The sequence below is a fragment of the Candidatus Leptovillus gracilis genome (assembly GCA_016716065.1).
GTDB lineage: Bacteria > Chloroflexota > Anaerolineae > Promineifilales > Promineifilaceae > Leptovillus > Leptovillus gracilis.
In genome coordinates this window covers 152,224-174,613 of record JADJXA010000004.1, presented here as the reverse complement: position 1 = coordinate 174,613, position 22,390 = coordinate 152,224, and the positions used below count along the sequence as shown (strand labels likewise).

19 protein-coding genes and 1 riboswitch are annotated in these 22,390 nt (G+C 57.1%); of the genes, 5 read left to right on the top strand and 14 right to left on the bottom strand.

Annotated features, from left to right (window positions below; genetic code table 11):
- Positions 1-28: 28 nt before the first annotated feature.
- The 4 genes from IPM39_13460 to IPM39_13445 form a co-directional block, all read right to left on the bottom strand.
- A complete protein-coding gene (locus IPM39_13460; protein MBK8987063.1) occupies positions 29-766 on the bottom strand; it encodes an ROK family protein in 738 nt (245 codons plus the stop codon).
- A 121-nt stretch (positions 767-887) separates the two neighbouring features.
- Positions 888-1,730: a patatin-like phospholipase family protein gene (locus IPM39_13455; protein ID MBK8987062.1), complete on the bottom strand. Its 843-nt coding sequence runs from the start codon at positions 1,728-1,730 to the stop codon at positions 888-890.
- A 155-nt stretch (positions 1,731-1,885) separates the two neighbouring features.
- Positions 1,886-3,193 (bottom strand): thymidine phosphorylase, encoded by a 1,308-nt coding sequence (locus tag IPM39_13450; GenBank protein ID MBK8987061.1) that lies wholly within the window; start codon positions 3,191-3,193, stop codon positions 1,886-1,888.
- A gap of 89 nt (positions 3,194-3,282) precedes the next feature.
- Positions 3,283-3,483, bottom strand: a complete 201-nt coding sequence (locus tag IPM39_13445) for a hypothetical protein (GenBank protein ID MBK8987060.1) — start codon at positions 3,481-3,483, stop codon at positions 3,283-3,285.
- 87 nt (positions 3,484-3,570) lie between these two features.
- Between IPM39_13445 and IPM39_13440 the strand changes: the two genes are divergently transcribed.
- A complete protein-coding gene (locus IPM39_13440; GenBank protein MBK8987059.1) occupies positions 3,571-5,562 on the top strand; it encodes an amidohydrolase family protein in 1,992 nt (663 codons plus the stop codon).
- A gap of 88 nt (positions 5,563-5,650) precedes the next feature.
- On the opposite strand, the gene IPM39_13435 is transcribed toward IPM39_13440, so the two are convergent.
- From IPM39_13435 to IPM39_13395, 9 genes are all read right to left on the bottom strand, one after another.
- Positions 5,651-6,466 carry a UDP-diphosphatase gene (locus IPM39_13435; GenBank protein ID MBK8987058.1) on the bottom strand — a complete coding sequence of 272 codons (816 nt, stop codon included), beginning with the start codon at positions 6,464-6,466 and terminating at the stop codon, positions 5,651-5,653.
- 70 nt (positions 6,467-6,536) lie between these two features.
- Complete coding sequence (locus IPM39_13430; GenBank protein ID MBK8987057.1) at positions 6,537-7,424, bottom strand: SDR family oxidoreductase; 888 nt, start codon at positions 7,422-7,424, stop codon at positions 6,537-6,539.
- A gap of 1 nt (position 7,425) precedes the next feature.
- Positions 7,426-7,629 carry a hypothetical protein gene (locus IPM39_13425; GenBank protein ID MBK8987056.1) on the bottom strand — a complete coding sequence of 68 codons (204 nt, stop codon included), beginning with the start codon at positions 7,627-7,629 and terminating at the stop codon, positions 7,426-7,428.
- A gap of 119 nt (positions 7,630-7,748) precedes the next feature.
- The gene (locus IPM39_13420; protein MBK8987055.1) at positions 7,749-9,161 is read right to left on the bottom strand and encodes an aspartate kinase; all 1,413 of its coding nucleotides are present in this window, start codon (positions 9,159-9,161) and stop codon (positions 7,749-7,751) included.
- Between the two features lie 119 nt (positions 9,162-9,280).
- A riboswitch (SAM riboswitch) is annotated at positions 9,281-9,416 on the bottom strand.
- A gap of 235 nt (positions 9,417-9,651) precedes the next feature.
- Complete coding sequence (locus tag IPM39_13415; GenBank protein ID MBK8987054.1) at positions 9,652-12,333, bottom strand: PAS domain S-box protein; 2,682 nt, start codon at positions 12,331-12,333, stop codon at positions 9,652-9,654.
- Between the two features lie 469 nt (positions 12,334-12,802).
- Complete coding sequence (locus IPM39_13410; GenBank protein MBK8987053.1) at positions 12,803-13,159, bottom strand: hypothetical protein; 357 nt, start codon at positions 13,157-13,159, stop codon at positions 12,803-12,805.
- A gap of 711 nt (positions 13,160-13,870) precedes the next feature.
- Positions 13,871-14,260, bottom strand: coding sequence for a hypothetical protein (locus IPM39_13405; protein ID MBK8987052.1), 390 nt, complete (start codon positions 14,258-14,260; stop codon positions 13,871-13,873).
- Positions 14,261-14,319: 59 nt separating this feature from the next.
- Positions 14,320-15,666, bottom strand: a complete 1,347-nt coding sequence (locus IPM39_13400; GenBank protein MBK8987051.1) for a M20/M25/M40 family metallo-hydrolase — start codon at positions 15,664-15,666, stop codon at positions 14,320-14,322.
- A 346-nt stretch (positions 15,667-16,012) separates the two neighbouring features.
- Entirely contained in the window at positions 16,013-16,312 is a 300-nt protein-coding gene (locus IPM39_13395; GenBank protein MBK8987050.1) for a hypothetical protein, read from the bottom strand.
- 242 nt (positions 16,313-16,554) lie between these two features.
- Here IPM39_13395 and tgt point away from each other — a divergent pair, with 242 nt between their 5' ends.
- Together tgt and IPM39_13385 are read left to right on the top strand one after the other, a co-directional pair.
- Positions 16,555-17,655 (top strand): tRNA guanosine(34) transglycosylase Tgt, encoded by a 1,101-nt coding sequence (gene tgt, locus IPM39_13390; protein MBK8987049.1) that lies wholly within the window; start codon positions 16,555-16,557, stop codon positions 17,653-17,655.
- A gap of 53 nt (positions 17,656-17,708) precedes the next feature.
- A complete protein-coding gene (locus IPM39_13385) occupies positions 17,709-18,134 on the top strand; it encodes a hypothetical protein (GenBank protein ID MBK8987048.1) in 426 nt (141 codons plus the stop codon).
- A gap of 180 nt (positions 18,135-18,314) precedes the next feature.
- On the opposite strand, the gene IPM39_13380 is transcribed toward IPM39_13385, so the two are convergent.
- Positions 18,315-20,252 (bottom strand): TIGR03960 family B12-binding radical SAM protein, encoded by a 1,938-nt coding sequence (locus tag IPM39_13380; protein ID MBK8987047.1) that lies wholly within the window; start codon positions 20,250-20,252, stop codon positions 18,315-18,317.
- Between the two features lie 552 nt (positions 20,253-20,804).
- Here IPM39_13380 and pfkB point away from each other — a divergent pair.
- Both pfkB and IPM39_13370 read left to right on the top strand, forming a co-directional pair.
- Positions 20,805-21,746, top strand: coding sequence for a 1-phosphofructokinase (pfkB, locus tag IPM39_13375; protein MBK8987046.1), 942 nt, complete (start codon positions 20,805-20,807; stop codon positions 21,744-21,746).
- Positions 21,747-21,816: 70 nt separating this feature from the next.
- The gene (locus IPM39_13370) at positions 21,817-22,161 is read left to right on the top strand and encodes a hypothetical protein (GenBank protein MBK8987045.1); all 345 of its coding nucleotides are present in this window, start codon (positions 21,817-21,819) and stop codon (positions 22,159-22,161) included.
- Positions 22,162-22,390: the final 229 nt, after the last annotated feature.

The following is a 22,390-nucleotide window of genomic DNA, read 5'->3' as shown; positions in this document are numbered from 1 at the left end:
GTTCCGTGTTCTGTTTATGGCTTACGGCTTACGGCAGCGCCGCCAGCGCCGCACCGACAATGCCCGCCTCATTACGCAGCAAAGCCGGAACCATCTTGGCGCGCACCTGGATATATTTCAGGAAATTCTTGTGCTGTTTGCTAACACCCCCGCCAATAATGAACAGATTCGGCGAAAAAAGGAACTCGATGTGTTGAAAATAGACGTTAAGCCGCCCGCCCCACTCTTCCCAGGTCAGGCTGTTTTCTTCGCGGATGCGGTCGGCGGCGAAAAATTCCGCATCCTTTTGCTGGTTGCGCAAGAAGAGATGCCCCAGTTCCAGATTAGGCACAATGTGACCGTTGACAAACATGCAGCTGCCAATGCCGGTTCCCAGAGTAAAAATCATCACAACGCCAGATACACCGCGTCCTGCGCCATGATACATTTCCGCGTAACCGGCCGCGTCGGCGTCGTTGCGCACGGTGGTCTCGCATTTGGTCGCCAGGGCGATGTTGCGGGCAGCCGGGTAATCAATCCAGGCGCTGTGCAGATTGGCGGCGGAGCGGGTGACGCCATCTACCACCACACCGGGAAAACCGACGCCGATGGGTCCCTGGTAATCAAAATGCTTCACGATGGCCTGTACCGCCTGGATCGTCGGTTTGGGTTTGGCGGGCTGCGGCGTGGGAATGCGCAGGCGGTCGGTGATCAGGCTGCCTTTTTCGGTATCTACCAGCGCGCCTTTAATGCCGCTGCCACCAATGTCTATGCCTAAAACGTTCATAAAACTCCTGTGAAACTGGGAGCGCGGACGTCCCGTCCGTCCTTCCTTAAAAATGGGGCGCGGCCCCGCCTTCCCCGCCCGCCCGCCCCTGGCAGGCGAGACGCCTGCGCTCCCAGGGTGTTCATGTGGCTGCCTGTGGCAGCAGAATTTGCAGTTGGGCTTCTATTTCTTGCACGGCCGTTACCCCGGCCGCTATCCCATCTTCCAACCGGTGAAAATCCAAAATGCCGATGGTATCCACAAACGGCTGGATGAGTATATCCGGCTCTGTCAGAGCCAACCGCGTTTGCAGCGACTGCTCAGTGACGATGTCCATGACGGCGTTTAGCACCTGCCATGTGCCAAACAGTTGTGGGATCTTTAAAATACGCGAGAAACGGCCGCTGGACTGTGGAATGTGTTCGCTGTTCATGCCGTACGGCGCGGCATTGGTCAGGTCTACCGCCACCACGTGGGTTGCGCCGCGCGCATAAGCCACATCGAAAGGCACATTGTTCATCAGGCCGCCGTCAATAAGCATCAGGCCGTTGCGTTCCACCGGCGGCAGCACAATCGGCAGCGCTGTCGTTGCCAGAACAGCCGAAATGAGGTCGCCTTCATCCAGCACCACCAGTTTGTGGCGGCGAATGTCGGTGGCAGCCACCGCCAACGGAATTTGCAGATCGCTAAAGTGCAAACGGCCGATGGTTTGTTCCAGCAGCTTTTCCAGTTTGTTGTTGTTGGTCAGAGAGAAGGAATTGCCAGGCAAGCCATAGAGCTTGTCTACCTGAAGCTGGCGGAAAAAGTCCACCAGACCAGCGGCGTCCAGACCGGCAGCGTATAACGCGCCCAACATGCCGCCAATGCTGGTTCCGGTAATCAGGGCCGGCCGAAGGCCCAACCGCTCAAATTCCAGCAATACGCCAATGTGGGCCGCCCCCCGTCCGCCGCCGCCGCCTAACGCAAACGCAATTTTCATATCCATACGCGCCTCCCGATATGGTGTACCAGTACAGTTGTCCAGAAATCAGGACCAGGTTTGTAGGGGCTGGACTTGTGCCTGCCCCAGAGGGCGACCACAAGGGTCGCCCCTACAAACATGATGCGAATTTACGGAAAGCTGTACTAGAGTGATAGTAACTACGCGGTGATGGTTTCGTAGATGTGGGGCAGGCGGGTTACGGGTTCGTCGGACCAGGACACGGCCGTTAACACCTCCTGCCGCGCCTGTTCTAATTTCGCCCTATCGTCGGCGTGAACCATGCCCAACACGTCGCCCTCGGCCACCTTGTCGCCTACAGCGCAGGGCAGCACAAAACCGACAGCATAGTTGATCTTGTCCGTTTTCACCAGACGGCCGCCGCCCAAATGCACCGCCGCCCAACCAATGGCCGCCGTATCAAACGACGCGATGTAGCCGGCGCGAGGAGCCAAAATTGGCGCCACAAATTTAGCCTGTGGCAGCAGGCTCGGATCGTCTACCTGGGCCACGTCGCCCCCCTGGGCGGCTACCATGGCGCGGAATTTACGCAGGGCACGGCCGTCGTCCCGTACCGACCGCGCCAGCTCCTTGGCCCCTGCCAGATTGTCCGCTTTGCCGGCCAGCAGCAGCATGTGGGCGGCCACATCCAGACAATGCGCCCAGAAGTTGGCCGGGCCGTTGCCTTGCAGCGTTTCGATGGCCTCTTTCACCTCCAGGGCATTGCCAATGGCCGCGCCGAGCGGCTGGTTCATGTCGGAGATCAGGGCGACGGTTTGGCGGCCGGCGTCTGTGCCGATGTCCACCATGATCCGCGCCAGGTCTCGCGCCGAATCCAGCGTGGTCATAAACGCGCCGCTGCCCATTTTTACGTCCAGCACCATCGCGTCCGCGCCGGCGGCCAGCTTTTTGGACATAATGGAAGCGGCGATCAGCGGCGCGCTGGCGACGGTGGCCGTGACGTCGCGTAGGGCGTAGAGCTTGCCATCGGCCGGGGCCAGGATGGCCGTTTGCCCGGCCAGCACCAAGCCAATATCGGCCAGTTGGCGTTTGAACTGCGCCAGACTCATGCTGCACGACCAACCGGTGATTGATTCCATTTTGTCCAGCGTACCGCCGCTGGAACCGAGGCCGCGCCCGCTCATTTTGCCCACCGGCACGCCGCAGGCGGCGGCGATAGGCTGCACCACCAGCGTCGTTTTATCGCCGACGCCGCCGGAGGAATGTTTGTCAATGACAAAGGGGGCCACATCGTGCAGGTCCAGCTTGTCGCCGGATTCGGCCATAGCCAGGGTCAGGTCCACTGTTTCCCGGCGGCTCATGCCGCGCAGATAAATCGCCATCAACAGGGCCGCCGCCTGGTAATCGGGGATGTCTCCGGCTGTGTACTTGTCAATAAACCAGTTGATTTCGGCGGTGGTCAGCGCACGGCCGTCTCGTTTGTGGGCAATAATGTCAACCATTCTCATAGGCTTGTCATCCGGTTATCCATTTCTACTTTTCCGATTATGATCTTTGGTAACTACCAACCAACAAACTTTCCAGAGCGCCTTAGTAGTTACTCTTTGTGAGTATAACAAAAAACGGCCGTTTCCCTCCCCCATTCACCCCAGTAAAAAATCAATTGCTCATCAGGAACTCGTACAAAGAATTGGCCGCTTCTTGCAGCGAAGAAACGCGCATCTTTGATGAGGACATTAAATCTATCTTTCAGGCTTTGCTTATTTTCGTTGGTGATAAAGGTAAGGTCTGTGGTCATGCGCTGATTTTACCTGTTATAACAGGAATCGGTATAATCCCGGTGCATATTACCCGCTAACCAACGCTCGCACAAAGGAAGGAACCCATGTCCCAACAAGTGGATATTTTGTTAACCGGTGGCGTCGTCGTCACGATGGACGATGCTTATACGATTTATGCTGATGGCGCGGTGGCGATTGCCGGCGATTCGATTGTGGCCGTGGGGCCAACTGCCGTACTCAGCCAAACCTACAGCGCCGCTGAAACCATCAACTGCCAGGGCAAAGTCGTCATGCCTGGCCTGGTCAACGCCCACACCCACATCCCCATGACCCTGCTGCGCGGCCTGAACGACGATTTACGCCTGGATGTCTGGTTGGGCTACCTGATGCCCCTGGAGCGCCAGTTTGTGACGCCGGAATTTGTGCGGCTGGGCACACAAATCGCCTGCGCCGAGATGATCCGCTCTGGTATCACCGCGTTTGCCGACATGTATTATTTTGAGGATGAGATTGCCGCGGCAACGGCCGTCATCGGGATGCGCGCTCTTTTGGGCCAGACGGTTCTCATCTTCCCCGCCCCCGACGCCGCCACCTACGAAGACGCCCTGGTCCTCTGCCGCCGCTTCATCGAAAAATGGAACGGCCACACCCTGATTCAACCGGCCGTCGCCCCCCACGCCTGGTACACCGGCACGCCGGAAATGAACCGCGCCTGCGCCGACCTGGCCCGCGCCTACGACGTGCCCCTGCACACGCACGTCAGCGAAACCGCGCTGGAAGCGCAAAATTCACTGGAACAAAACCACATGCCGGTGGTCAACTGGATCGGCAAAAACGGCCTGCTGGAAACCAAACTATTGGCCGCCCACTGCGTCCATCTGGATGAAAGCGAAATGTTCGCCCTGAAGGAAGCGGGCGCCGGCGTGGCCCACTGCCCCACCAGCAACCTGAAACTCGCCAGCGGCATCGCCGCCGTGGGGCAAATGCTCGCGATGGGACTAAATGTAGGCGTAGGGACCGACGGCCCGGCCAGCAACAATGACCTGGATATGTTCGAGGAAGTACGTCTGGCGGCGCTGCTGGCAAAAACCAAAAGCAACGACCCCACAGTGTTACCGGCGCGGCAGGCATTGGAATTGGCGACCATCGGCGGGGCGCGGGCGCTGCACATGGCCGACAAAACGGGCAGCCTGGAAGCGGGCAAACGGGCCGATTTAGCCATCGTGGAGATGGACGGGGTGCATAATCAGCCGCAGTTCAACAACCAGGCCGACGCGGTGTATTCGCGTCTGATTTACGCGGCCAAGAGTTCGGACGTGGCGGATGTGATGTGTAACGGCCGTTGGCTGATGCGCAGCCGCGCCCTGTTAACCATTGACGAACCGGCCGCCCTGGCCGCCGCCACCCAGGTAGCCGCGGCGATTGACGCCTTTGTGCTGGAGCGCGAAGCCAGCCCGTACAACAAATTGGTGCTGCTGGCCGGCGTGGAGCGGCAAGAAAGTTTTGAGATTCAGGTGAAAGTGCCGATCAGCGACAAGAAAAACGTGCTGCGCGTGCTGGCGGGCAACCAGCTTGAAATTACCAAGCGTTCTCACTACCGCGAATATGACACCTATTTCATCTTCGAAGATGGCGACCCGGACGCGGCGCGGCTGCGTTATCGCGAAGATGAATTTGTGGGCGACAACGGCGAAACGTACCAGGTGCGTTCGCGCCTGACGCTGATCGGCGAGGAACATCGGGCCGAAATTCAGAATTCGGTCATGCTATCACGCTCTCGCTTTCTGGCGAGCGCCGACCGCAGTTTGCGTTTTTACAGCGAATACTTCGCCCCGGCGCGCCAGGTGGCGGTGAACAAAGACCGGCTGCGCTGGCGGGTGGTCTACCGCGAGACCGATTTTGCCATCAACCTGGACAAACTGACGCAGCCGCAGCTGCCGGGATATTTTCTGGAAATCAAGTCGCGCACCTGGTCGCGCACCGACGCCGCGCGCAAGGCGGGGCTGATCACCGAACTGCTGACGCTGTTTGGCCTGGATCCGCTGATGGCTGAACGGGAGGATTACCCGGAAATGGTAACGGCCGTTACCTCTTGATAAAGATTGGTACACGGATTGGACGGATTTTCGCGGATAAATTTAAAATCCTCCGTGAGAATCCGTCCAATCCCTTTTATCCGTGTATCTATCCTCCCAACAGGGAAAAGAGCAGGTAGCCGCCGCCGAGCAGAGCAGTGTAGGCGGCGAAGATGTAGAGGCTGTGGCTGCGCAGCCAGTTGAGCAAAAAGGCGATGCAGGCATAGCCGGAGATGGCGGCAGCCAGGAAAGCGGCCAGATAAACGGCCGTCGAATACACCATCACCTCGGCCGTCACAATATCCAGCAAGGACAGCAGCCCTGCGCCCAGGATGACCGGCACGCCAAGCAGAAAGCTGTAACGCGCCGCCGTAGGCCGATCAAACCCGCGCAGCAGCCCGCCAACGATGGTGCTGCCGCTGCGCGAAACGCCGGGAAATAACGCCACCATCTGGAACAGGCCGATAATGATGGCGTCCAGCCAGGTCATGGTAGCGAAGGTTTTTTTACCGGAAATCACGCGCTCACCGATGACAAGGAGAACGGCCGTTACCAGCAAAAAAAACGCTGCCCAGTTCGGCTGCCCAAACACGCTGTCAAAAAAGTCTGCCAACAAAAAGCCGGCCAGCGCCGCCGGGACACTGCCCGCCACAATAAACCAGCCCAAACGCGCTTCGGTTGTGCCCAATGGTTGGCGCTGGGCCAGGCCGCGCAGCACGGCCGTGACAATCTGCCACAAATCACGCCGAAAATAGATCAACACCGCCACCAGCGTACCCAAATGCACCAACCCAATCAACGGCAGGTCCGGCGGTGTTATCGCAAATATAACCGGGATCAACACCAAATGCCCCGAACTGGAAATGGGCAAAAACTCCGTCGCCCCTTGTAAAATGCCCAAAAAAATCGCTTCGATGATGCTCATAAAGTTTCCTTTAGTTGGTAGTTGGTAGTTGATAGTCAAGAGCTACAGCTTATAGCCAACGGCTTACGGCTCATCTTCCGCGATGGCGCAGGCGGCGGGCGGCGCGCAAGACCACGCCGGCCAATCCATTTTGCGCCCCCAGAACCAGCAGTTGATTGGTCCGGCCGGGCACGCAGATAACCTGGTGGCGTCCCAGGCAGCGCAGCGATTCGTCTACTACCTGTTCGGCCGTCATCCACATCCTGGCTGGGACGCGGCTTTTTTGGAAGCCGGTCATAGCCGAGGTATCGTGAAATTCGGTGTGGGTGAAGCCGGGGCACAACGCCTGCACGCGGATGCCCTGCCCGGCCACTTCCGCCTGGAGCGCCTGCGAGAAGGTGTTCATGTACGCTTTGGACGCGGCATAGTTGGTGTCGCCCGGCGAAGGGAAAAAGGCGGCGATGGAGGAAACGTTGATGATGGCGCCACGGCCGTGCGCTGTCATGCCGGGCAGGGCGGCGCGGCACAGGCGCATGGTCGCCTGGACGTGCAGGTTCAGCATATTCATCTGCTCATCCAGGTCGGACGCCAGCAGCGAGCCACGATTGGTGCCAAACCCGGCGTTGTTCACCAGGAAGGCGAGGTCGAGGTTGGCGATGTGCTGCTCCACGCGGGCCACATCGGCCATCTGGGACAAATCGGCCGCCAATACTTCGGCGGCGATAGCGTAGTCGCGTATCAGTTCGTCGGCCAGGGCAGCCAATTTTGCTTCGCGGCGGGCCACCAGGACCAGGTTATAGCCTGCCTGGGCCAACCGCCGGGCAAAGGCCGCGCCAATACCGCTGGACGCACCGGTGATCAGGGCGTAGCCGCCGGGCAAGACTGTTTCTGGCGGTTTGTTCAGCCGTTTTTGCAGCAGCCGGCCGCCGATGAGTGTGGCGAGAACGGCCCCAACGGCCGTACCTGTTTTTCGATCCATATTACCCTTCCCGCTTAATTTTCCTCGGTTCACACACGTTCTTTTTGTCGTTGGCCGCCCGCCCACATTTCTGGCAGACAACATTGGGCCTGTCCACCAACGCCGCGTAAGCGGCAAACTCTTTTTTTAGCAGCTTATCCAATTCACACAACGTTTTGCTCATCCAATTACCCTGCAAAATGGGCCGGCGGGCGTTCCTGTCCATCGCCTGCACTCCCAGAATCAATCATAAAAACACCCGCTGATCAGCCAATCAGCGGGCGGTGTTTTACCTGATTGTCATCAATTACACAAACTCATGCCGGCAACCTGTCAGCTCTTCATTCAGGCTACGATCAGGTCGTGGATATAGCGCACGGCCGCGGCTGCATCCTGCCCATCCACCACCAGACTAATACTGCATTCCGAAGAACCCTGGGCGATGGCGATGATGTTGACGGCGTGCTGCCCCAACGCCGTGAAAACGCGCCCGGCAATGCCCGGCGTGCCGCGCATCCCGGCCCCCACCACGGTTACAATAGAGACAGTGTGTTGGCCCCAAATGCGGTCAATGTCCCGACGCTGAATTTCATCGTCAAATTCGGCGTTCAGGCTGCCGATCACTGTTTCGGCCAGGTCGTCGGGCGTGGCGAAGCAAATGGACTGCTCCGAGGAAGCCTGGCTGATGAGCAGCACGCTGACCTGCGCTCTGGCAACCGCGCCAAAGGTGCGGGCGGCAATGCCCGGTACGCCTATCATGCCTTTGCCTTCCACGGTGATCAGGCTGAGGTTGTCTATGGCCGTCACCGCTTTCACACCGCCGTTGCCGTTGGCCGTGTCGGGCACGATGACGGTCCCGGGATGGGTGGGGTTGAAGGTGTTTTTGATGCGCAGCGGGATGTTGTTTTCGATGCAGGGGCGCATGGTTTTGGGGTGCAGCACTTTGGCGCCAAAAAAAGCCAGTTCGGACACTTCGCGGTAGCTGAGGGTGGGGATAGAGCGGGCGGATTTAACCAGGCGTGGATCGGCAGTCATCACCCCATCCACGTCGGTCCAAATCCACACTTCGTCAGCGTGCAAAGATTGGCCCAGCAGGGCGGCGCTGAAGTCTGAGCCGCCACGGCCGAGGGTGGTGGTGACGCCGGCCTGGTTGGCGGCGATGAAGCCGGTGACGATGGGGATGATGCCCTGGGTGAGTAACGGCCGTAACCGTTCTCGCGTCTTCTCATCGGTCAAATCTGGCAGGGGCGTGGCCGCCTGAAAGTTGTCGTCGGTGACGATCAGTTCGGTGGCGTCTATGGCCGCAGCCGGGTGGCCGATCTGGCGCAGATAGGCGGCCAAAATGCGCACACTCATCTGCTCACCCATGCCGCCGATGGCGTCCAGGGCGCGAGGCGTCAGTTCGCCCAGGGCCAGCACCGCCTGGCATAAGGCGGTATAGCGTTCGATGAATTTGTTGTTTTCGGCCAGCACTTTTTGCCGTTCGCCTTCAGGGGCCAGCAAACCATCTATGGCTTCGTAATGGACCTGGCGCAGGGTATGGGCCGCAGTCTGGTACGTTTCGGTATCACCGGCGAGGGCGGTATACGCGCCGTTTAACAGCAGGTCGGTCACTTTAACCGGCTTGCTGCCCATAGCCGAGGCCACCACGACGACCTGGCCCCACTCTTTGTGGGCGTTGAGGATAAGAACGGCCGTTTCGCGCATGGCCTGGGCGCTGCCGACCGAGGTTCCGCCGAATTTCATTACAAGGGTCATGGGGTTACTCCAATTTTGGATTTCGGATTTCGGATTGACGATTGATCGCAAGTTTGTTCCGGGCAAACAAAAACGCCTCTTTTGGAAGATAAAAAGAGGCGTCGCAAGCGTAACGCTAACTCTCATCTTCCAGAAGATTCCCCCACGGGGAATCACATCTGCCGGAATTGGCACCATTACCGGCTGCAAATCGTTTGCAGCGCGTAGGTTGCCGAGGCTTCATCGGGCCGGTCCCTCTGCCTCTCTGGATAAGAAGTATAGGTGATTTGGTTATTCGATTGTCAAGCGCATTTGCGGTTTATCCACATGCTGCGGCAGTTTCCCACAGAAGAAGGTGGACTATCCACAGAACTGGGCGGAATGGTATCAAAGGCGAGAAGGCTTGTCAATGACTTGGGCAATTGGCAGTTGCCGCAATTCTAGGCGGCAATGACGCATGACGATTGGCGATTGATCACTGTCGTCTATGAAACGGAACAAGCCGGGCATTTCAGGTCAGGTGGCGGTTGATTTCCTTGAGAAGTTGGGGGAGGGTATAGGGTTTTTGTAGGAAGCCGACCGCACCGGGGTTCTTTAGCTGTTCAATGGTTTCTGATTCACTGTAACCGGAAGACATGAGGACACGCACATGGGGGTTGATTTGTTGCAGAATTTGTAAGGTTTCTGCCCCGTTCATATCGGGCATGAACCAATCCAACATGACCAGGTCTATGGCGTGGGCATGTTGTTGATACAGTTGGATTCCGGCACGGCCGTTGTCGGCTAACAGAACGTGTATGGCTTGCATGTCCAGGATGTCGTGGATGGCTTCGCGCACCGAGGCGTCGTCGTCTATGACCAGGATAACGGCCGTAGCTGCTAACTGCGTCAGCGACCCATCTGGGGCAGCGGCAGCGGAAACCTGGGCCACCGGAAACAGTAGATCAAACGTCGTGCCTTGTTCCGGCTGGCTGGTGACGCATAGGCCACCTTTGTGTCCACGCATAATGCCCAAAACGGCCGCCAACCCCAGGCCGCGGCCGGTAAATTTGGTCGTAAAAAACGGATCAAATATCCGGTCCAGGGTTTCAGGACTCATGCCACAGCCATTGTCGCTGATCTGCAACAACACATAATCGCCCGGTTTTAGCTGCTGTTTGGTTTGCTGCCAGTAGCCTGTATCCTCCTGGCGGATGGTTTGGGCCGCGGCGCGCAAGTGGATAACGCCGGGGCGACCTTCCATTGCTTCGGCAGCGTTAAGGATCAGGTTCATGACCACTTGCTGAATTTGTCCGGGGTCGGCTTCAATGAGCGGCAAATCATCGCTCAATGCCGCTTCCAGGCGCACGTTGTGCGGGATAATCACTTCCAGCAAATGTTGGTTTTCACGAATAATGGTATCTAGTCGGAGCGGCTGAAATGTAAACTGCCCCTTACCAGAATAGGCCAACAGTTGTTGGGTGAGGTCGGCGGCCTTCTCGGCCGCATTAACTGCTTTTTCGATATGGCGGTAGGCAGGATCGGCCGGCTGCATTTTATTGAGCGCCAAAGAGGTCTGCCCCATGATCGCCACCAGCAGGTTGTTAAAGTCATGGGCGACGCCGCCGGCCATGATGCCCAGGCTTTCAATTTTTTGGGTGTGGTGCAGGGCTTCTTCGGCTTGTTTGCGCTCGGTAAAGTCGCGGGATGTGGAGACGACGGCGGTGACAACGTTGTTTGGGTCACGCACGGGGTAAAGATCGTATTCGTAGTAATGTGTCTGGCCGTCTATCTGAACAGAAGTTTCGCTGTGCAGTGGGCTGCCGCTGCCGATAACTTCCTGGAAATCGGCTATGAATTGGGCGACGGGCACGTTTGGTAATGGCAGTTGTGACCAATCTTTGCCGACAACTTCGGCAGTGGACAATCCCATCCCGGCCAACGCGCCTGGACTGGCATAACGGATACGGCCGTCTATCTCATAAATCATGAAAAAATCAGGCGTGGTAGAAAGAACCACGTCCATCATGTGAACCTGCTTTTCTAGTTCAGCGGCAAGTTGTTTCAGCGCCAACTCGGCGCGCTTGCTGGCGATAGCCGTGCCAATCTGGCCGGATACGTAGGCCAGGAATTGTTTTTCCGGCTCGGCGTAGGCATGGCGATCCTGATAGTTTTGCACCACGATGGCGCCAAAGGTTTCGGCTTTGGTTGTTAACGGTGCGCCTAACCAGATTTTGGCCATCGGCCCAACTTCGTCCACCCTGTTTTGCTGAATGAGCTGCCGGTGGCCCTCTTCGTCAATGAGAAGGGGTTGGCCGGAATGAATGACCGATTCGGTGAGGCCGCGACCCGCTTTGTATGGACGGCCGTCATACGTATCCCGCTCGTCCACAAAATAAGGCAGCATCAGCAGGTCGGCCGACTCGTCGTATAGGGCAATGTAAAAATTGCGGGCATCCAAAAACTGGCCTACTACCCGGTGAATCGAAGCATACAGAGCCTCCAGGCTGATGTCTGAGTTGGTGATGGTGGCAATCTGGTAAACGGCCGTTTGCAAGGCTTCGCTTCGCTTTTGTTCGGTGATGTCTTTGATGAAACCATGCAGCAGCAGACGGCCGTTCAACTCAAACGACGTCGCCGAAACCTGCACTAACAATGTTTGCCCATTGGCCCGGACCAGCGTGGATTCGGCGACAATGGTTTTTTGTTCCTGCGTGGCGGCGGCGAAAGCCAGCACACTGGGCGCGTTGGCTGGCGGGATGAGCGTGTCAATGGTCATCCCTAGCAGCGCCGCCTCGCTGTAGCCAGTCATCATGGTCGCTTTGGGATTGGCCGAAAAGATGTGCAAACTGGCCGCGTCTACCACCAGAATGGCGTCATTGGCCGTTTCAAACAGGCGGCGGTATTGGTCTTCGGTGTGCCGCAGAGCTTGAAACAGGTGCGCCTCTTGCAAGGCCAGGGAAATCTGGTTGGCAAACGCGGCGATGATCGGCACATCTTCAGGTCGCATCAGGGCGTCGGCCATATACAACACGCCGGTATTTTCACCCACCAGCGTGATGGGAGCCACAATGGCCGGCAGGTTGGCGAACCCGCGTATGGCCTGACGCCGCACAAAGCCCGTGTCGGGGAAAACCTGCTCCAGTTTTTGTGAGTTATTACACGACTTTTGCACCTTAAAAACTAATACGCCAAACAGCAAAAAAACGCCCATCCTGTCAACCTCTGTCCGGGCTGTGGCAACAAACCAGTATCTCAGCTTATCAGTGGCTGGACAGCATCACAACCAGGACTGAAAAGGCTCAGGTCAACGCGGGCAGACAGCTCGCACGCGTCATGATTTCTTGCAAAGATGCCCTGGCCAGCCCCGCCGTAATAAACAAAGCGAGGCTCCAGATTGGGCAGTGCTCGTCCAAAAGGAACGCTGCCGTCGAGGTCTAGCTCGGTTCACGTTGAAGCGCTGTTGCAGGTCTGTATCCTGTTGGGCGGCACGCAGTAAGCTGTACACCACGGCGACCAGGGCGAGTCGTTCAATAGCCGCGAAATCCCGTAGCTGATATGGTTCAGCCCTTCGGCTTTACCTTCTTCATGATACACTTGAACGAGCCAACGATGGCGATAAATGCGTGTTGGCCTGCCAGTGCAAGCGGTTACTGATAAGAAATACTGGATTGTCGGATAGGTCAGCCCGACGATAGCTGATGACGAGACGGACTTGCCAAGTTGTGCAGCCGATGCGTACGGCAGTAGGTATAGTAAGTCTCGGTTGTTCCCTTAAAGGTGATGGTCGTCGTTTGAAACGCAGGAGTTTGACCGGCTTTTATGGCCGCAAGATGTTCCGCCTTGAGGCGCTGGGCAAACTTGTCTAATCGTTCCCGACCTGTTGCCAGCGCCACTTCACCGCCCGCCCAAGGCGCCCAAAAGAAAGCCTTTCTCATCAAGAAAGCGGCAGAAGCTGGGTTGTGTGACCAACTATCAAAAGCGATAGGCGGCGAAGTCAGGAACTGTGCCAGCCATTGCTGGCACTGCTGCTCAGCCATGCGCAACTTGCTGTCATACAGGTCAGCTACGCCCGGTTTTTGACATTTCGTCGCCCGCCTAGCAAATACTGCGCCACTTGGTTGGATCGCTTTCTTCAGCTCCAGCTTGCTTCTTCAACTTGATGTTCGCTGCGCGTAACCCTGCTTCAATCTTGACCAGGTCAGCCGGTTGCCACAGCCCAAAGAATATAGGGTAGTCAGTTTGGTCATCGCTGTAATGCAACGTCACCAGGTTGTGCGCCCAGACCCAACACTTTGCACTGGTCATACAAGATGGCGATCTTGTCAAAGTGGTGTCCAGTGGGTGAGTAACGTATCGTCAAAACTCAACACCCCGTCTTTTTCAAGGCTGTACCCGGTAGGCTGCTCTGACAGCTAAGCGACAACGATTGAGTTCGTCGAGCGAAAAAGGGCTTTCCGTTAGTAGACGGTTGAGCGAGCTTTGGTTACGGCTTTCATGGACAAACAATCGGTTGATTCCTCAACAGTTTTGTTTTCGGAAACAATCAAACCGCTGATGTACCGCTTGAACTGATGAAGGCATCGGCCGAAAAGACCGAACTGAAATGTGTGCATAGTGATCAACCAATCGTGGAAATTCAACCAGGGGAACCATAGTTCAACACCTCCTGCGTAGTAAATTGCGCTATTCATCCTTCCCCTGGTATTGTGCTCTATGGCGTATTCGTTTGTAAAGGTGCTATCAAAACATTATGTCACTGCAAAAGTCGTGTTATTAGCCAGGAACAGGCTTTCGCCGGTGGCGATGACGTGTTGGTCAATAACGGCCGTCGCCCGTGAATATCGGTAGCCAACGCCTTTTACGCCGAGCAATTTCTCGACCGCCCGCAATGTTTTGTGCAAATTTTTGGGGATAACCAGAGCCTTCACAACCAGTTGCGTCCGCTCCTCGCTCAACATGGAAATCGCGCCGTGCAAACCCAGGTTTTGCAATTGAGCGCCAAAAGCATCGTAGACGGCCGTTTCCGAATACGCCGCCTTCTGCAAAGAAGCCACGGCCGCGTTTAAAGCCCGCAGCATCTGGGCTTCGCGTTCTGAAGAAGGTAACGTTCCCCCAGGCGATTGTTCGTTGCGTTTCATGAAGTCGGCCAAATTTATCCATGTGGCGGCGGCGGACCGCCGGATGAAAATTAGAGAACCTATTGACTGAAAGCCATCGCATCCGGCCCAACGACAATTTCGGGCGAAAAATAGCTGAGACGGCCGTTTTCATCCATCGCCGCCAGACTCACCACGTAGTTGGCGGCCGGGTCAAAACCGGTCAGGGCCACATTGCCCGCCTGCTGCGCCTTCACCAAACGAAACGCCTGGTGGGAAGATACCTCCAATGGCCGGAAAGAAATGGCATAGCCGGCCACCCCCTCGGCCACCGGCCAGCGCAGTTGGTACATGCCCAACGCATCCGTTGTATTGACCACCGGGGCCGGCGGCTGCATCGGCGCGCCGGCCAGCGTCGCCGCCACCGCCACGTTTAGCTGCACCACCCGCTGCAAATAGGCGTAATCAATCCGGTCCCAGGTGTCGCGCACCGAATTCAGCATGTCCGGATCTTCCACCGATTCAATCACGCGGATAGATGGTATGCCTAAAGCCACAAATTCGCGCTGATCGCCCCAGCGCCCTTCGCGGTCTAAAGCATCTAGCACCTCTGTGGGGAAAGTAGGCACGTACAGCCCACCAATGTAATCATAATAGCGGGCCAACTGCCCGGAGGGGGAATAAGCCAGACCCGGCGCAAACACACGGACCAACTGCGGGATGCCTTTACGGCCGCCAATGCCGTCATAGTTGATGGCCGCCAGGATGTTCATGTTGTTCAGGTAAGCATCTTGAGCGAAATGGCGCGCGCCGATGGTTTCTGCTTCTTCGGCGGAGGTTGCCAGGAAGATGATCGTCTGGTTCCACTGCTGCGAGCTTAACAGGCGGGCCGATTCCAGCAGCAGGGCAATGCCAGAACCGTTGTCGTTGGCGCCAGGAGCGAGGCTGCGGCCGTCAAAAATATCCGGTGCGCGGTTGTCATAATGGGCCATGAGGATGATGACGCCGTTGCTGCGGCCGTTGCCAGGCAGTTCGGCCACCACGTTGCTTTGGGGCACAGAATAGCTGCCATAGTTGAGGGTAAAATCATCATAACGGACCTGGAGACGGCCGTTGCCCACCCGTGAAAATTCATCAAAAAGCCAGCGCCGCGTCGCCCCGATCCCCCAATTTTCCGATTCTGTATCGCCAAACGCGCTGCGATTGCCAAACCCTTCCATGCGCTGCACGTAGCCCATCAACTGCTGCTGCGATACCTGTTCTACCAGGGCAGCAATGGTGGGATCCGTCCTGGGCGCCAGGTCGCTAATGGGGTCCAGAATCATTTCCCCAGTTGCTTCCGGGTTGGCGGTAAATGGCCGGGCTGTGGCCACGGGCGTAGGCAGCGGCAGCCGTTCTGGGGCGTCTAGCGCCCCACAGCCAACCAACAAAAACAATAGTAGACCCACGCCAAGTAATCGCCTAAGTTTAGATTGGACCAATCTTGGAGATTGGTCCAATCTGGGCCATGTAATTTCTAGATGATCACGAAGCCGGGTTATTTGTCTCAACTGCTTGGGCAAAAGTTATGTCCTCTTCCAGAATCTAACATCTGGCTGTTTGGGATTTATTCTAAACAGCCATCATTATTGTAGTTTAACTCAAAAGTCAGGCAATGAATCGGAGGTAAGTGTTGGGATTCTTTAAGAAATGAGGCGATTGGTTTATTGGTTATGAGGCGGCGGTGGACAGACAAAAAACGGCGCTGTCTGAGTCCAGACAGCGCCGCCAGAAGGTAAAGGGAAAATGGGACGGTCAGCCCATAGAGGCGACAAAGATGAGTCCGACGGCCAAAACGCCAATGCCTTGCCCGGCCAGGGCCAGACCCCACTGCGCTTCGCCGCGCCAACGCTGGTAGGCCAACGCGGTAATAATCAGGCCAACGGCAACGCCCAGCGGCCACATCGCCAGCGCCACCAGCCAGGGCAGCCCGGACCACAAAAAGTTAAACATGCCGCCCAACAGCAGACCGATAGTGATGGCTACGGCCGTTACCCCACGCCCCGATTCTTTCGTTTCATACAGCGATTGGTTGTTGAATGGTTGAGCGATCATGGTTCTCTCCTAAAAGTCTGTTTTCTGCTGCCGTTCCGTGTCAGTAAAGGTAGTATCGCCGAAAATAGGCGGCTGGTCTGGTCGCAAGGCGTATGAAACAACGATACATCTTCTACGTTCCCTACGCTGTGCTGTAGGCTACAGTTCGGGGATGTCGTTTTTGTTCCGCTTGTTCATGCCACTAATACGCTGTATGCCACAAAAAGTTCCTTTCCGGCTGGCCTGCGCTATAATTCGCAGCTATGTTTGAATTCGACATTGACGCAATTGATCCACAGAGTGGGGGCAGGAACGGCCGTTTCCACACCCCACACGGCAGCCTGCAAACGCCTGTATTTGCCCCTGTCGGCACAGCGGCCACCGTGAAGGCCATGAAACCCAGCGACTTGCAACACCTGGGCGCCACCCTGCTCCTGAGCAACACCTACCATCTCTACCTGCGCCCCGGCGACGAACTGATCCGCGACCTGGGTGGGCTGCACCATTTCATGGGCTGGCACGGCCCCATCCTCACCGACAGCGGCGGCTTCCAGGTGTTCAGCCTCAGCGACAGCCGCAAGATAGACGCCGACGGCGTGACCTTCCAATCGCACATTGACGGTTCCTACCACCGCTTCACCCCTGAACGCAGCATCGCCATCCAGGAAAACCTGGGCGCCGACATCATCATGGCGTTCGACGAATGCCCGCCGCCCAACGACCGCGCCTATGTGGAACAATCGCTCACGCGCACCCACCCCTGGCTGGAACGCTGTCTGGCGGCTAAAACCCGGCCAGATCAGGCCCTCTTTGGCATCGTGCAGGGCGGCGTGTTTGCCGATTTACGCGCCGACAGCGCCCGTTTCATGGTAGATCTGGACCTGCCAGGTTACGCCATTGGCGGGCTGGCTGTGGGCGAGACGAAGACGGAGATGGCCGCCATGCTGGACGTGCTGCATCCCATCTTGCCGGCCAACAAACCGCGCTACCTGATGGGCGTGGGCGCGCCAGAGGATGTGGTGAACGGCGTTTTGCGCGGCGTGGATATTTTTGACTGCGTGCTGCCCACCCGCCTGGCGCGCAACGGTTCGGCGCTGGTGAAGGGCGGCCGTCTGAATCTACGCAACGCCCAATACACCGCCGACCCCGGCCCGCTGGCGGCCGACTGTGCCTGTTACACCTGCACCCACTTCAGCCGCGCCTACCTGCGCCACCTGGTGAAGGCAGACGAAATTCTGGGCCACATTTTGCTGACCACTCATAATTTACATTTTCTACTGGAATTGATGCGACAAATTCGGGCAGCCATTGCGGCGGGGGAGTTACGGCCGTTTGCCGTTGAATTCCTCAGCCATTATCCGTAACCCGTAAGCCCGTATTCCGAAATCAAAAATCTCAAATCAAAAGGAGTTTTACCATGAGTTTAACAGCAAATCCCAAAGGCATAGACAACAGCCGACTGCTGGTCGGCAGCTTGATCACCCTAATTGTGGCCGTTGTGGGCAACCTGATTGTTGGCTTTCTGGCAAAAGCCATCTTCCCCATTCCGGCTGGATTTCTGCCGCTGGACACGATCCGCTACACCATCTTTACCATTGTCGGTGTTTTGGGTGGCATCATCGTTTACCTGATCCTGGCGCGCACAGCCAAACACCCCATTCGCACTTTCCAGCGCATTGCCTGGGCAGTCCTGGTTTTGTCTATGCTGCCCGACATCGGCATGTTGACCAGCGACTTTATGCCCGGCGCCACCCCGGCCGGCGTCATCACCCTGATGGTCATGCACCTGGTGGCCGGTCTGTCGGCCATTTATGTGCTGCCGAGGATGACAAAGCTGAAGTAAGCAGACCTTTTGGGGCTGAAACCGTTTGCGCCCATTGCCTTGCTGCCGCATGGGCTGGAAGGGTCGGCGCGTCGCAGTTGTGCCGACGAAACATACCGCCAACTGGCGGCGTCTGCGCCTGGCATTTGCCAGAGGCAGCACCCACAAAATACGGAACACGGATTACGGATTACGGAATCCTTACAAAATCCTGAGCGGGATGCTGTCCACCGTCAGAATTTTCTCTGGCAGCGGGAGGTGCTGTTTCCGTGCTGGCACAGGCGGGCATTCCCAGGCATCTACGGCCGTTTCTCGCCTTAACTCCTTCAACTTGGGCAAAATGCCGCAAGCAAAGCAGTGGTTACGGCAGTCCACCCGCGTCTCCTGCGCCTGACTCAGCCAATAATCTTGCGTCAGGAACTTTTTCGTCACGGCAATATCAATATGCTCCCAGGGGAAAAATTCGTCAATCGCCCGTTGGCGATGGGTAAAGAAATAGGGATCCAACCCCTCGGCGGCAAACGCTTCCAGCCAGGTGGCCTCCTTAAAATGCTCACCCCAGGCGTCAAATTTGGCCCCATTCTGCCAGGCGCGGGCCACCACTTCGGCCACCCGCCGGTCGCCACGCGAAAGAAAGCCCTCAAACAACGATTCACGCGGATTGTTCCAACGCAGGCGCAGGCCGTTGCCACGTATCTGGCTCTTGAGCAGGTTCAACTTTTCGTAGATTTTGTCCGTGTCATCCATCGGTTCCCACTGAAAAGGGGTGTGGGGCTTGGGGATAAAGGTGCTGACGCCGACGTTGACGCTGGCCTTGTTGCCGTGGAAGCGCCGCCCCTCAGCCAGCACCGCTTTAGACAGGTCAATGATCGCCTGCACATCCTCTAGCTCCTCCATCGGATGGCCGATCATGAAGTAGAGTTTGATGGTACGCCAGTCACGCCGGTAGATTTCGCGGGCTGTCTCCAGCAGGTCGGCGTGGGCGACGTATTTGTTGATGGTATTGCGCATCTTTTCGGTGGCCGCTTCCGGGGCCAACGTAAAACCGCCGCGCCGGTTATCACCCAGGTTGTCCATGAGCTGCGTGGAGACGGTCTCAATGCGCAGCGAGGGCAGCGAAATCGTCAGGCCCATCTGCCCATAGCGCCGACCGATCTCCTCCGACAGTTCCAGCACGTGGGTATAGTCGCTGGAGGAGAGGGACAGCAGGGCGATTTCTTCGTAGCCGGTGGATTCCAGGATGTCTTCCATTGCCTGCAAAATTTCGGCTACCGGCCGTTCGCGCACCGGGCGTGTGACCATGCCGGCGTGGCAGAAGCGGCAGCCGCGCGTGCAGCCGCGCATAATTTCGATGGGGGCGCGGTTGTGGACCAGTTCCACAAAGGGGATGATGAAATTGGTCACCGGCGGCGGCAGCACCGGCACGATAGTTTTCAGCACTTTGGGCGGCGCTTCGGGCACGTTGGGCGTAATGGCCTGCACCGCGCCGTTGGCGTGGTAGGCCACGTCATAAAAACGGGGCACGTAGCAGCCTTCAATTTGCGCCACGTAACGCAGTTGGGTCTCGCGGTCCAGGTGGCGGGCAGCGCGCATCACGCCGATGATTTTCAGAATGGCCTCTTCGCCTTCGCCAATGACAAACACGTCTATGAAGGGGGCCATCGGTTCCGGGTTGTAACAGGCGTGGCCGCCGGCAATCACCAGCGGGAAGCTGGCATCGCGTTCTTCGCTGCGGATGGGCATCCCGGCCAGGTCTAACATGTTGAGGGCGTTGGTGAACAACTGCTCATAGGGCAGGGTAATCGCCAGCATGTCGAAGTCGCGGATGGCGTGTTTGCTTTCCAGAGCGTAGAGCGGCACGCCGCGTTGGCGCATCAGGGCTTCCATGTCGGTCCAGGGAGAATAAACGCGCTCGGCCAGCAGATTGCGGTGTTTGTTGATGATGTCGTAGAAGATCATCAAGCCCAGGTTGGACATGCCCAGGTCGTAAATATCGGGGAAGGCCAGGACGACTTTGTAATCAATCTCGGCCCAATCTTTGCTGATCTGGTTGTATTCGCCGCCCGTGTAACGGCCGGGTTTGGTGACGCGAGGCAGTATTCGCTCCAGCGCCAGGTCAATTTGTTGGGGTGTTTTCATGGTGCGCCTATTTTTTATAATTTATCTCTGTTTTTTGATTATAACAGGTCTTGCCTAAATGTCAGAGACCGGCGAGAAGTATAATGGGTGGCGGTGATGATGGCAGCGCTGCGGGCGTTTCAGGAACGGCCGTCGCTCTCTTCATTGTTGCCAGGGTCAGGGCTGAACTTTGTGAGAACGGCCGTGCGGCCACCAGCGGGCACAGTCAGAGACCGGCCCGATCCACCCCAAGTTATTGAGAAGATACAGAAAATCCGTTAAATCCGTGTATCAATTTTTACTTTTCCGACAGGCTGCTAGAGCGAGAGGAAGAAAAAAGGGCATGGTTCATTTAAAGCTAAAGGTGCTTTACAAATTTAACAAGAAGAGGGGTCATGCTGAGGTCCCCCGAAGCATCCCCCTCCTCTGGCGGGAGCGGGATGCTTCACTCCGAAGACTCCGTTCAGCATGACAATGCCGCGTAAATTTGTAAAGATGATATTTTGCTCGATGAACCATGCCGAAAAAAGAGATATTTCTCCACTCTCGCTCTTCAAAACAAGTGACAGAAAAATGATTTACACAGTTACTCTAAACCCGGCCGTTGATAAAGAGATGGTTGTGCCGCAAATTGTCTTCGATGCTGTGCTGCGCGCCGGCGTGACGCGCCTGGACTTTGGCGGCAAGGGCTTTAACGTTTCGCGAATGCTCAAATCGTTGGGCGCAGACAGTACGGCCGTTGGTTTTGCCGGGGGCAAAAGCGGCGAACTGCTGCGAGATGGCCTGGAAGGATTGGGCATTTGCACTGATTTTGTCTGGGTCGGCGGCGAAACGCGCACCAACGTCAGCATCGTCACCGAACCGGCGACCCATTACGTCAAAGCCAACGAACCCGGCCCCACCATCTCGGCGGAAGAGCTGGCCGAACTGCGACGCAAAGTAGGTTTACTGGCGCGGCCGGGTGATTGGTGGGTGCTGGCGGGCAGCCTGCCGCCAGGGGTGACAACGGCCGTCTACGCCCATCTCATTGCAGACATTCAGGCCGTCGGCGGCCGGGTGATTCTGGACACCAGCGGCGAAGCGCTGGGGCTGGGCTGCGCGGCACGGCCGTTCCTGGCCAAACCCAACGATGTCGAAGCCCACCAACTCACCGGGCTTCCTGTCAACAATCCCGCCGAGATTGCCGCCGCCGCCCAGGCGATGCAGGCCAACGGGGTAGACAATGTGGTCGTTTCTTTGGGCAAAGCAGGGGCGCTGTTGGTAGACGGCCGTTCTGTCTGGCGCGCCATCAGCCCAACCATTCAAGAGCGCAACCCCATCGGCGCGGGTGATTCGATGGTCGGCGGGCTGGTGTACGCGCTCAGTCAGGGGCATTCTGTGGCCGAGGCGCTGCGTTGGGGCATCGCCTGCGGCGCGGCGACGGCCAGTATGCCGGGCACGGCCGTCGGCACACGCCAGCTCGTAGACAGTTTGTTGCCGCAGGTGGTGCTGGAAGATAGAACGGCCGTTGCCTGAACCCACATCCGCATCCTTTGACCCTTACGTCCCCTTTTGTTCCTTTGTAATCAATTTCCAGGAGACTCCCATGCCATATACAGTCAAAGAAACACGCACCTACCAACAACCCACCGACAAAACCTACCAGGCCGCCCGCAAAGCCATCGCCGGATTAGAAGGCAAGGTATTGAGCGAGAATAAAAGCAGTGGCGCTATCAAAGGCCAATTCAACAAAACCATTCACGGTAAAGTCTTGGGCGACCGCAGCGAAATTTTGATTGGCATCGGCACAGACGCCAACGGACAAAGCAGCGTCGCCATCGAAGCCTACCCCATCAACCCGGTCGGCCAAAAGCTGATGTTTGGCGCGCGCAAGGGCGTGATGCCCACCGTCGTCGGTGGGTTCTGGGCGCATTTAGAGCATCATTTATAGTATTTTCGCGTTTCCTGCCCTGAACAAGCCAGAACCAGAAAGGGTTGTCAAAGATTTCACCGATTTCACAGATTAAAAAAGCCGCGTAATCGGCGTAATCTTTGATCATATTCTCCCCGCGCCTCGTGGTGAATAGTTGCAAAATTGTCTTGATTATTTCGGAAATTGTCTTGATAATTTTGCAAATTGTCTTGATTATTTTGCAAATTGTCTCGACGAGCCAGGCAAG

Bases quoted from the DNA above. Each gene is read 5' to 3' on its own strand.
- IPM39_13460 (MBK8987063.1), bottom strand. From the start codon at position 766: ATGAACGTTTTAGGCATAGACATTGGTGGCAGCGGCATTAAAGGCGCG.
- IPM39_13410 (MBK8987053.1), bottom strand. From the start codon at position 13,159: ATGGCTGAGCAGCAGTGCCAGCAATGGCTGGCACAGTTCCTGACTTCG.
- IPM39_13440 (MBK8987059.1), top strand. From the start codon at position 3,571: ATGTCCCAACAAGTGGATATTTTGTTAACCGGTGGCGTCGTCGTCACG.
- IPM39_13380 (MBK8987047.1), bottom strand. From the start codon at position 20,252: ATGAAAACACCCCAACAAATTGACCTGGCGCTGGAGCGAATACTGCCT.
- IPM39_13405 (MBK8987052.1), bottom strand. From the start codon at position 14,260: ATGAAACGCAACGAACAATCGCCTGGGGGAACGTTACCTTCTTCAGAA.
- pfkB (MBK8987046.1), top strand. From the start codon at position 20,805: ATGATTTACACAGTTACTCTAAACCCGGCCGTTGATAAAGAGATGGTT.
- IPM39_13420 (MBK8987055.1), bottom strand. From the start codon at position 9,161: ATGACCCTTGTAATGAAATTCGGCGGAACCTCGGTCGGCAGCGCCCAG.
- IPM39_13395 (MBK8987050.1), bottom strand. From the start codon at position 16,312: ATGATCGCTCAACCATTCAACAACCAATCGCTGTATGAAACGAAAGAA.
- IPM39_13450 (MBK8987061.1), bottom strand. From the start codon at position 3,193: ATGAGAATGGTTGACATTATTGCCCACAAACGAGACGGCCGTGCGCTG.
- IPM39_13385 (MBK8987048.1), top strand. From the start codon at position 17,709: ATGAGTTTAACAGCAAATCCCAAAGGCATAGACAACAGCCGACTGCTG.
- IPM39_13370 (MBK8987045.1), top strand. From the start codon at position 21,817: ATGCCATATACAGTCAAAGAAACACGCACCTACCAACAACCCACCGAC.
- tgt (MBK8987049.1), top strand. From the start codon at position 16,555: ATGTTTGAATTCGACATTGACGCAATTGATCCACAGAGTGGGGGCAGG.
- IPM39_13415 (MBK8987054.1), bottom strand. From the start codon at position 12,333: ATGGGCGTTTTTTTGCTGTTTGGCGTATTAGTTTTTAAGGTGCAAAAG.
- IPM39_13430 (MBK8987057.1), bottom strand. From the start codon at position 7,424: ATGGATCGAAAAACAGGTACGGCCGTTGGGGCCGTTCTCGCCACACTC.
- IPM39_13425 (MBK8987056.1), bottom strand. From the start codon at position 7,629: ATGGACAGGAACGCCCGCCGGCCCATTTTGCAGGGTAATTGGATGAGC.
- IPM39_13445 (MBK8987060.1), bottom strand. From the start codon at position 3,483: ATGACCACAGACCTTACCTTTATCACCAACGAAAATAAGCAAAGCCTG.
- IPM39_13455 (MBK8987062.1), bottom strand. From the start codon at position 1,730: ATGGATATGAAAATTGCGTTTGCGTTAGGCGGCGGCGGCGGACGGGGG.
- IPM39_13435 (MBK8987058.1), bottom strand. From the start codon at position 6,466: ATGAGCATCATCGAAGCGATTTTTTTGGGCATTTTACAAGGGGCGACG.